This is a genomic window from Cellulomonas sp. P4_B5_2 (genome assembly GCF_056402235.1).
Genome location: NZ_JBFUHU010000139.1, coordinates 1 through 9,230, shown reverse-complemented (window position 1 = coordinate 9,230; position 9,230 = coordinate 1). Strand labels below are relative to the sequence as shown.

The window sequence follows — 9,230 nt, the reverse complement described above, 5'->3', positions numbered from 1 at the left end:
GGGCAGGACCTCGACGAGCCGGACTCCGACCCGGACGAGACCACCCTCATCGAGGTCAACGACGCCCGCGGGACCACCGTCGCGCTGCCCATCGGGCTCGGCGTCGCCGCGGAGCTGCTCACCGGCCGGCCGCCCGAGCCGACCCGGAAGGGTCATCGCGCCCGCTGGATCATCGTGCTCACCATCCTTGCGGCGCTGGTCGGCGGCGGCACCTGGTGGTACCTCCAGCAGGGCCCGGGCGCTTACACGACCGTCCCGACGATCATCGGGCAGGACGCCGAGGAGGCGACCGCGATCCTTGCGCGGGCCGGTCTCGGCGCCGACCCGACGTCCGCCTTCGACGCCGAGGCGCCCGTCGACACGGTCTTCCGCACCGACCCCGGCCAGGGTGACCGGATCCGCAAGGACGGCACCGTGGCGTTCACCGTCTCCAAGGGCCCCGACTACGTGCTCGTGCCCGCGGGTGTCATCGGCGAGGCGCAGGCGAAGGCGGAGGCCGCTCTGGCGGCCGCCGACTTCGAGGTCGCCTACACGGAGCCGGAGTTCAGCGACTCGGAGGGCCTCGGCGAGGTCATCAGCGCGACGCTTCCCGACGGCACGCCCGCCGCGCCCGACACTCAGACGATCCGCGGTACGACCGTGACGCTGACGCTCTCCGACGGACCCGCGCCGGTCACGATCACCTCCGTGGTCGGGATGAGCGTCGAGGACGCGACCGCCGAGCTCGTGACCGACAACCTCAAGCTCGCACCGACCGAGGCGTTCAGCGACACCGTGGCGGCAGGCCTGATCATCGACCAGAACCCCGCAGCCGGAGCCGAGGGCCACCGAGGCGACACCATCGCGGTGAACGTCTCCAAGGGCCCGGAGAACGTCGAGATGCCCAACGTCGTCAGCAAGCAGTTCGACGCCGCCAAGGCCCAGCTCGAGAAGCTCGGCCTCACGGTGAAGCGCGAGAACGTGCTGGGCGGCTTCTTCGGGACGGTCCGTGACCAGAGCGCGCCCGCGGGTCAGCCGGTCAAGGTCGGTACGGAGATCGTCCTCACCGTGGTCTGAGACGACGAAGCCCGGCACCGCGCAGGCGGGACCGGGCTTCGTCGTTCACGACCTCAGGACGCGCGGAGCAGCTCCACGACCTGGAACGCCATCTCCAGCGACTGCTGGTGGTTCAGACGCGGGTCGACGAGCGTCTCGTACCGCCGCGCCAGGCCCTCGTCGTCGATCTCCTCGGACCCGCCCAGCACCTCGGTGACGTCGTCGCCGGTGAGCTCGATGTGCAGGCCACCGGGCACCGTGCCGAGGCCGCGGTGCACCTCGAAGAAGCCGGCGACCTCGTCCATGACGTCRGAGAACCGGCGCGTCTTGTAGCCGGACGCCGACGTGATCCCGTTGCCGTGCATCGGGTCGCAGACCCACGTCACGGGACGACCGTCGGCCGTCACCTTCTCGACGAGCGCGGGCAGCAGGTCACGGACCTTGCCGGCCCCCATGCGGGTGATGAACGTGATGCGCCCGGCCTCGCCCTGCGGGTTCAGCTTGTCGATGAGCGCCAGCGCGTCGTCACCGGTGGTCGTCGGGCCCAGCTTGATGCCCAGCGGGTTCTGCACGCGCGAGAAGTAGTCCACGTGCGCGCCGCCGAGCTGGCGGGTGCGCTCACCGATCCACACGAAGTGCGCCGAGCAGTCGTACGGGAGCCCGGTCCGCGAGTCGATGCGGGTCAGCGGGCGCTCGTAGTCGAGCAGCAGGCCCTCGTGGCTGGAGAAGAAGTCGACGGAGCGCAGCGCGTCGAAGTCGGCACCGCAGGCCGCCATGAACCGGATGGCCCGGTCRATCTCCGCCGCGATCTCCTCGTAGCGCGAGTACGACGGGTTGGCCATGAAGCCGCGGTTCCACTCGTGCACGCGCAGCAACGAGGCGAACCCGCCGGTGGTGAACGCCCGGATGAGGTTCAGCGTCGACGCGGAGGTGTGGTACGCCTCGAGCAGCCGCTGCGGGTCCGGCGTGCGGGCCTCGGTGGTGAACTCGTAGTCGTTGATGATGTCGCCGCGGAACGCCGGCAGCGTCACGCCGTCGCGGGTCTCCGTGTCGGAGCTGCGGGGCTTGGCGTACTGCCCGGCCATCCGGCCCATCTTGATGACCRGCAGGCTGGCGCCGTACGTGAGCACGACGGCCATCTGCAGGATCGTCTTGATCTTGTTGCGGATGTTGTCCGCCGTCGCCGTGCTGAACGTCTCCGCGCAGTCACCGCCCTGGAGCAGGAACGCCTCGCCACGCCCGGCGGCCGCCAGCTGCGCGCGCAGGTGGTCCGCCTCGCCCGCGAACACGAGCGGCGGGAGCGTCGACAGCCGAGCCGTCACCGCGTCGAGGGCGGTCGCGTCCGGCCACTGCGGCTGCTGGAGCGCGCCCATCGACCGCCAGGCGTCGAGCCCCGCGACGACCTGCGGGTCCGACTCGACACTCATGAGTGGCTCGCCGGGACCAGGGACTGTCCGATGTCCTCCAGCAGCGCACCGAACCAGGGCTGCGACACGTCGAACGCCTTGCCGCCCGCGATGCGCGGGAACTCGATGGCGCGCAGCACGTCGCCCTGCTCCTCGTCGTGACCGATGACGCCGGACTCGCCGCGCAGCGCGGACTCCACGGCCAGGTCGGTCATCGACTTGATGAGGCGCAGGTCCTCGGCGTTCGCCGCCGCGGCGCGCGAGTAGTACCCGGACTTCTGCACCATCGTCTTCTCGGCGCCCAGCTTCTCGCCGAACTGCTTGGCGAACCACTGGCCCGGGTTCACGGTGTCGAGCTTGACGTGACCGAACGGGTCGCGCTCCACGGGCGTGCCGGCGGCCTCGAGCTGCTCGACGATCTCGTGCATGCCGGCGCCCTCGGACAGGAAGATGTTGACGTTGCCCTGCTCGTCCATGATCGCCTTGAGGCGCGCGGCCTCGGCGTCGATGTCGAGCGCCAGCTCCGGCACGAACACGGCGTGGATGTCCCAGCGCTCGCGCGTCAGGCCGATGCCCGGGACCCACTCCTGCGTGTCGAGCCACTTGCGGTACTCGGCGGCCGCGGCGGCGGTGAGCCACCCGCAGTGCCGGCCCATGACCTCGTGCACGATGAGCATGCGCGGGCCGGAGCGGTGCTCGCCGATGATGTTCGCGGCGAACCCGGCGGCCTCCTCGGCGGCGGTCCAGGCGCCCAGCGACTGCTTGATGGGCACCACGTCGTTGTCGATCGTCTTGGGCAGGCCGACGACGGTCAGGTCGTAGCCGTTCTCGTGCAGGTACGCGGCGAGGTCGGCAGCCGTCGTGTTGGTGTCGTCGCCACCGATGGTGTGCAGGACGTCCACGCCGTCGGCCTTGAGCTGCTCGGCGGCCACCTTCAGCGGGTCCTGCCCCTCCTGCACGAGGCCGCGCTTGACGCAGTCCTTCGCGTTGGTGAGCTTGACGCGCGAGTTGCCGATGGGCGAGCCGCCGAACTTGTGCAGGATGCCGGCCTTGGCACGCGTGTCCGCGTCGACGACGATCTTGTCGCCGCGCAGGAGGCCGTAGTACCCGTGCTGGTACGCGATGATCTCGATGTCGGGAGCGATCTCCGTGTACCGCTCGATGAGCCCACCGACGGCGGACGACAGGCACGGAGCGAAGCCACCTGCGGTCAGGAGGGCGACGCGACGAACCGACATGAGAAACACCTCTCGTAGACATTGCCTTCGACGCGCACGATCTGTCGGGCGCGCCCACGGTGCCGACGCTCAGGCCGACCGCGTCATCCTACTGACGTCCCGGACCCGTCCTGCGGGGGGACCGGCACCTGGACGTCCGGCACGGGACGTCCTCCCGGCGCGGCGGGAAGATGGTCGGCCGCGTCGCCCGCGACGGCCGGGTGGCCGGTGGCGATGCGCGCCTTCTGGGTGGCCGCGTAGACGTCCACGTACTCCTGGCCGGACAGGCTCATGATCGCGTACATGATCTCGTCGGTCACCGAGCGCAGGATGAACCGGTCGTTCTCCATGCCCTGGTAGCGGCTGAAGTCGAGGGGTTCGCCGATGACCGTGCCGATGCGCATGACCTTCGGGATCCTGCGACCGGCAGGCTGCGCCTCGTCGGTGCCGACCATCGCGACCGGGATCACGGGGGCGCCGGACTCGAGCGCCAGGCGCGCGATGCCGGTCTTGCCGCGGTACAGCCGGCCGTCGGGGCTGCGGGTGCCCTCGGGGTAGATGCCGAACAGGTCGCCGTCGTTCAGGCGTCGCAGCCCGGTGCGCAGGGCCGCCTCGCTCGCCTTGCCGCCCCCGCGGTCCACGGGGATCGTGCCGACGCCGCGCATGAAGCCCGCCGTGAGGCGACCTTTGATCCCCGAGCCGGTGAAGTACTCCTGCTTGCCGATGAACACGAGCTCACGGTCGAGCACGAGCGGCAGGAAGAACGAGTCGATCACCGCGAGGTGGTTGCTCGCCAGGATCGCGGCACCCTCCTCCGGCACGTTCTCGGCGCCGCGCACCCACGGCCGGTAGACCAGGTGCAGCAGCGGACCGACGAAGACCCGCTTCATCAACCAGTAGAACAACGGTTCACCTCTCGACCCGACTCACGGACTGACCGCCCACCCGAGCCCTGCGCTCGCCCCCCGACGACTCCCTGCGGAAGCCGGGGCCGAGCACCTGCCACCCCGACTACCCGGTCCGACTCTAGAGTGCTCCTATGGCACCTCGCCCCGACGACCCCGACGAGGGGGTCCAGCCGACGGGCGCCGACGAACCGCCGGCTGCCGGTCTGCCTGCCGGCCCGCCCGACGGGCCGCCTGATCATGCCGCACCACCGCCGCTCTCGGACGACGAGGTGTGGGCCGCCATCGTGGCCGACCTCGGTGAGCTCGACGGGTTCGACGAGGACCAGGAGCCCCCCACGACCCCCACGCCCCCACCGGGAGCGACGACCGCCGAGCCCGCGACCGGCCTGTCGTTCCCCGTCGCGCCGTGGGTCGCCGACCGACGCGTCGTGCGGCCCGCCCAGGAGCCGACGCGTGAGCCCGAGCTGTCCGGGCGCGACTGGGACGGGACCTCGCAGATCGACGATGCCGAGAGCGCCGTCGACGCCGAGGAGCACTTCGTGCCGCCCGATCCCGGGCCGATCCTCGGGGGTGACCCGCTGCTCACGATGGCATGGTTCGCCGCCGCGGGCGTGCCGCTCTTCCTGCTGGTGGTCCTGGTGGCGTGGCGCGACGCACCGCCCGCGCTCGTGCAGGCGGCCGCCGCCCTCTTCGTCGTGGGCGTCGGCGTGCTCCTGTGGCGGATGCCGCACCGCCGTGACCCCGACGACGACGACACCGGCGCGGTGGTCTGACCCGGTCGCACCCGTCCTCAGAGGCGGGCGAGGTCGGCCGCGCCGACCATCCCCGCGTCGTTGCCCATCGACGCGACCACGATCTTCGCCTCGGGCCGGTGCCCACGTCCGGACAGCTGCTCCGCGAAGCCCTTGCGGGCGGGAACCAGGAGCAGATCTCCCGCGTCCGCCACGCCTCCCCCGACGACGATCAGCGCCGGGTCGAGCAGCGCAGTGGCCGACGCCGCGCCCTCGCCCACCCAGCGTCCGAGCTCGGCGAGCAGCTCGACCGCCAGCGGGTCACCCTCCTGGGCCGCCTGCGTGACCTGCGGACCGTTGAGCTTGTCGACGTCTCCGCCGGCCAGCTCCAGGAGCCGCTTGGCGCGGTCGGGCTCGATGATCACGGTGGCCTGCGCGTCGCGCACCAGGGCGCTCCCCGAGGCGTACTGCTCCCAGCAGCCCTCGTGGCCGCAACCGCAGTAGTGGCCCCCGGGGACCACGCGCATGTGCCCGATCTCCGCGGCGACACCCCACGCCCCGCGCACGAGCTCGCCGTTGGACACGATGGCGCCGCCCAGGCCGGTGCCGACGGTGAGCATGAGCATGTCGTCGACGTCGCGGCCCGCACCGAACCGGAACTCGGCCCAGCCGGCGGCGTTGGCGTCGTTCTCGACGACGACCAGCACGTCGTCGTTCTGGAGGATCGCCTGGACCCGCTGGCGCAGGGGGTAGTCGCGCCACGCGATGTTCGGGGCGAACAGGACGGACGAACGGTCGGCCGAGACGAACCCGGCGGCGGCGACGCCCATGGCGCTGACCTCGTAGGAACCGCTCAGCTCGAGGTAGACCTCGGCGATGGCCTTGTCGATCCCCGCGACGTCGTCGGGCGACGTCTCCCGGCGCGTCTGCGCGAGGATCGTGCCCTCCTCGTCGACGACTCCCGCCGCGATCTTGGTCCCGCCGATGTCCACACCGATGGCGTGCATGTTCGTGTGTGCTCCTACGCGCTCGTACCGTGCTCGCTACCGTCCGGTGCGGGCTTCCACGCTATCCGCCTGCGCGGCCCCCGGCCCACGTGCCCGGAAGACCCCGCGACCAGGCCCGCCGCAGAGCGTACCCATTCGGCTGCTGCCCACAGGGCGACCGAAGTCCCGTATCGTCGGGGCCACACTTCGCCCCCCTGTCACTGGAGCCAGCATGGACGAGTTCCACATCCCTTTGCGCGTCGAGGTCGATCCCTCGAAGAACCTCAACGACCTGCTCGCCGCCCGGGTCGCGAGCACGCCCGACGGCGTCCTCGTCGAGCACAAGACGCACGAGGGCGGCCCGTGGATCCCCCTGACCTCGCGGGAGTTCGACGCGGAGATCGTCGCCGTGGCCAAGGGTCTCGTCGCACGAGGCGTGCAGCCCGGTGACCGCGTCGGCATCATGTCGCGCACGCGGTACGAGTGGTCGCTGATCGACTGGGCCGTCTGGGCCGCGGGCGCCGTGCCGGTCCCCCTGTACGAGACGTCGTCGGCCGAGCAGGTCCTGTGGATCCTCACCGACGCGGACGTCTCGCTGCTCGTCGTCGAGACCGCAGCGCACGCCGCGGTCGTCGACGAGGTCCGCGCCGATGCGCACACCCTGCGCGAGGTCCTGATCCTCGACGACGGTGCGATCGACACCATCGTCACCGGCGGAGCGAGCACGTCCGACGAGGAGATCACCCGTCGCCGCGGCCTCGCGGTGCTCGACGACGTCGCCACCATCATCTATACGTCGGGGACGACGGGCCGGCCGAAGGGTGTCGAGCTCACGCACGGCAACTTCTACCTGCTCACCGTGAACGCGGTCGAGGACATCAACGAGGTGTTCGCCGAGCCCGGCGCGCGCACGCTGCTCTTCATGCCGCTCGCGCACGTGTTCGCCCGGTTCATCGAGGTGCTCTGCATCCCCGCCGGCGCCGTCCTGGGCCACAGCCCCAGCACCGCCACCCTCATCGACGACCTCGGCTCCTTCCGGCCGACGTTCATCCTCGCGGTCCCCCGGGTGTTCGAGAAGGTCTACAACTCCGCCGAGCAGAAGGCTGCAGCGGGCGGCAAGGGGTCGATCTTCCAGCGGGCCGCGAAGACGTCGATCGTCTACTCGCGCGCGCTCGACAACCCGCACGGCCCGAGCCTCTGGCTGCGCCTGCAGCACAAGGTGGCGGACGTGCTGGTGCTGCACCGCCTGCGCAACGCGCTGGGCGGCAACGCGCGGTGGGCCGTCTCGGGCGGCGCTCCGTTGGGCGAGCGGCTCGGTCACTTCTACCGCGGTCTCGGCCTCAACGTGCTCGAGGGCTACGGACTGACCGAGACCACCGCACCCGCGACCGTGAACCGCCCCGGACGCGGCACCAAGATCGGCACGGTCGGCATCCCCCTGCCGGGCAGCGGCGTGCGCATCGCCGAGGACGGCGAGGTGGAGCTCCAGGGCATCCAGGTGTTCCGCGGCTACCACAACAACGAGGCGGCGACCGCGGAGGCCATGCACGACGGGTGGTTCCGCACGGGCGACCTCGGGTCCCTGGACGACGACGGCTACCTGCGGATCACGGGTCGCAAGAAGGAGATCATCGTCACGGCCGGCGGCAAGAACGTGGCCCCCGCCGTGCTCGAGGACCGTATCCGCGCGCACCCGCTCATCAGCCAGGTGGTCGTGGTCGGTGACCAGCGCCCCTTCATCGGCGCGCTCATCACCCTCGACCCCGAGGGCGTCCCCGGCTGGCTGTCCGCGCACGGCAAGCCGGCGATGACGCTCGCCGAGGCGGCCAAGGACGCGGACGTCCTGGCATCCCTGGACAAGGCGGTCGAGAAGGCGAACAAGGCGGTCTCCCGGGCGGAGTCGGTGCGCAAGTACCGGATCCTCGAGTCGGACCTCACCATCGCCAACGGCTACCTCACGCCGAAGCTGAGCATCCGTCGCAACGAGGTGCTCAAGGACTACGCCGGCGAGATCGACGCCCTCTACGAGGGCCCGGCGGGAGACTGACGGCTCACACCGCGCGCACCAGACGCAGGGGCGGGACGAGACCCGACGCCGCGAGCACGCCGATGGCGTGCTGCTCCGCTGCATCGAGCTCGACCGCCCCTGCGGCGGTCGCGACAGGCATCGCCTCGGGCGTCGTGGTGCGCACCGGGATGGTCAGGAAGGTCACGACGCAGTCCGCGCACGCGGCCCCGCGCTCCGTGCAGGTGTCGCAGTCGATGATCATGCCGGGGACGCTAGCCACGACCACCGACACACTCGCGGTCAGAGGCGCTGCAGGCGCGCGACCAGCGTGCTGGACGGCACCACCCAGGCGCCCGCGGCCTCGACGTCGCGCACGACCTCCTGGTCGCTGGTCACGACGACGAGCACCCGGCCGGGAGGCTCGGCGTGCACGAGGCGTCGGATGAGGTCGTCGGCGATCTCCCCCACCGCGAAGAGCACCCGGACACCGCGCGCGTACCCGCCGGGCGGGTGCTGCTGACCCTCCTGGCCGTCGAAGCAGCACGTGACCTCGGCGCCGGTCCGGGCGGCCACCTGCGCGAGCCCGTCGACGAGCCGACGCCTCTGGTCGGCCAGCGACAGCTCCCCGAACCCGGACTTCGAGACGTTGTACCCGTCGACCATCAGGTGCGCCCACGGCTGACGCAACAGCTCGTCCAGCAGCTCCGGGTCCTCGACCGACCGCCCGCGCGAGCCCGGCCGCACCGCCGTGCGCTCCGTGGGCGGACTGACGAGGTCGGCCGGCAGGTCCGCGACCGGCGGCAGCGCGAGCTCGGAGCGCAGCCCGCTCGCGGCGTCGACGATCGTGTCGAGGAGGAGGCGGACGCGGACGTCGGCGAGCTTGCGGGCCGCCCGCAGCTCCGCCCGGGCCGCCGTGCGCTCGGCCTGCGCCGCCCGACG

At 71.5% G+C, this 9,230-nt stretch carries 9 protein-coding genes; 3 read left to right on the top strand and 6 right to left on the bottom strand.

Features of this window, described 5'->3' with window-relative positions:
* A partial coding sequence (locus AC1DUQ_RS11600; RefSeq protein ID WP_477073825.1) for a Stk1 family PASTA domain-containing Ser/Thr kinase occupies window positions 1-1,056 on the top strand: 1,056 nt, incomplete at its 5' end.
* 53 nt (window positions 1,057-1,109) lie between these two features.
* On the opposite strand, the gene AC1DUQ_RS11595 is transcribed toward AC1DUQ_RS11600, so the two are convergent.
* The 3 genes from AC1DUQ_RS11595 to AC1DUQ_RS11585 form a co-directional block, all read right to left on the bottom strand.
* Window positions 1,110-2,462, bottom strand: a complete 1,353-nt coding sequence (locus tag AC1DUQ_RS11595; RefSeq protein ID WP_477073824.1) for a class II 3-deoxy-7-phosphoheptulonate synthase — start codon at window positions 2,460-2,462, stop codon at window positions 1,110-1,112.
* Complete coding sequence (locus AC1DUQ_RS11590) at window positions 2,459-3,679, bottom strand: pyrophosphate--fructose-6-phosphate 1-phosphotransferase (protein WP_477061760.1); 1,221 nt, start codon at window positions 3,677-3,679, stop codon at window positions 2,459-2,461. Before AC1DUQ_RS11590 ends, AC1DUQ_RS11595 begins: the two co-directional genes overlap by 4 nt.
* A gap of 83 nt (window positions 3,680-3,762) precedes the next feature.
* The gene (locus AC1DUQ_RS11585) at window positions 3,763-4,563 is read right to left on the bottom strand and encodes a lysophospholipid acyltransferase family protein (protein ID WP_477073823.1); all 801 of its coding nucleotides are present in this window, start codon (window positions 4,561-4,563) and stop codon (window positions 3,763-3,765) included.
* A 134-nt stretch (window positions 4,564-4,697) separates the two neighbouring features.
* Between AC1DUQ_RS11585 and AC1DUQ_RS11580 the strand changes: the two genes are divergently transcribed.
* On the top strand, window positions 4,698-5,339 hold the full coding sequence (locus AC1DUQ_RS11580) for a hypothetical protein (RefSeq protein WP_477061758.1): 642 nt from the start codon (window positions 4,698-4,700) through the stop codon (window positions 5,337-5,339).
* Between the two features lie 17 nt (window positions 5,340-5,356).
* On the opposite strand, the gene AC1DUQ_RS11575 is transcribed toward AC1DUQ_RS11580, so the two are convergent.
* Entirely contained in the window at window positions 5,357-6,304 is a 948-nt protein-coding gene (locus AC1DUQ_RS11575; protein WP_477061757.1) for an ROK family glucokinase, read from the bottom strand.
* Window positions 6,305-6,515: 211 nt separating this feature from the next.
* Here AC1DUQ_RS11575 and AC1DUQ_RS11570 point away from each other — a divergent pair, with 211 nt between their 5' ends.
* Window positions 6,516-8,330: an AMP-dependent synthetase/ligase gene (locus AC1DUQ_RS11570; RefSeq protein WP_477061756.1), complete on the top strand. Its 1,815-nt coding sequence runs from the start codon at window positions 6,516-6,518 to the stop codon at window positions 8,328-8,330.
* Window positions 8,331-8,334: 4 nt separating this feature from the next.
* Here AC1DUQ_RS11570 and AC1DUQ_RS11565 read toward each other — a convergent pair whose 3' ends face one another.
* Together AC1DUQ_RS11565 and AC1DUQ_RS11560 are read right to left on the bottom strand one after the other, a co-directional pair.
* Window positions 8,335-8,553: a hypothetical protein gene (locus AC1DUQ_RS11565; protein ID WP_477061755.1), complete on the bottom strand. Its 219-nt coding sequence runs from the start codon at window positions 8,551-8,553 to the stop codon at window positions 8,335-8,337.
* Between the two features lie 38 nt (window positions 8,554-8,591).
* Window positions 8,592-9,230, bottom strand: a 639-nt coding sequence (locus AC1DUQ_RS11560) for an NYN domain-containing protein (protein WP_477073822.1), incomplete at its 5' end; no start/stop codon positions are given.

Bases quoted from the DNA above. Each gene is read 5' to 3' on its own strand.
- AC1DUQ_RS11590 (WP_477061760.1), bottom strand. From the start codon at position 3,679: ATGTCGGTTCGTCGCGTCGCCCTCCTGACCGCAGGTGGCTTCGCTCCG.
- AC1DUQ_RS11580 (WP_477061758.1), top strand. From the start codon at position 4,698: ATGGCACCTCGCCCCGACGACCCCGACGAGGGGGTCCAGCCGACGGGC.
- AC1DUQ_RS11575 (WP_477061757.1), bottom strand. From the start codon at position 6,304: ATGCACGCCATCGGTGTGGACATCGGCGGGACCAAGATCGCGGCGGGA.
- AC1DUQ_RS11570 (WP_477061756.1), top strand. From the start codon at position 6,516: ATGGACGAGTTCCACATCCCTTTGCGCGTCGAGGTCGATCCCTCGAAG.
- AC1DUQ_RS11565 (WP_477061755.1), bottom strand. From the start codon at position 8,553: ATGATCATCGACTGCGACACCTGCACGGAGCGCGGGGCCGCGTGCGCG.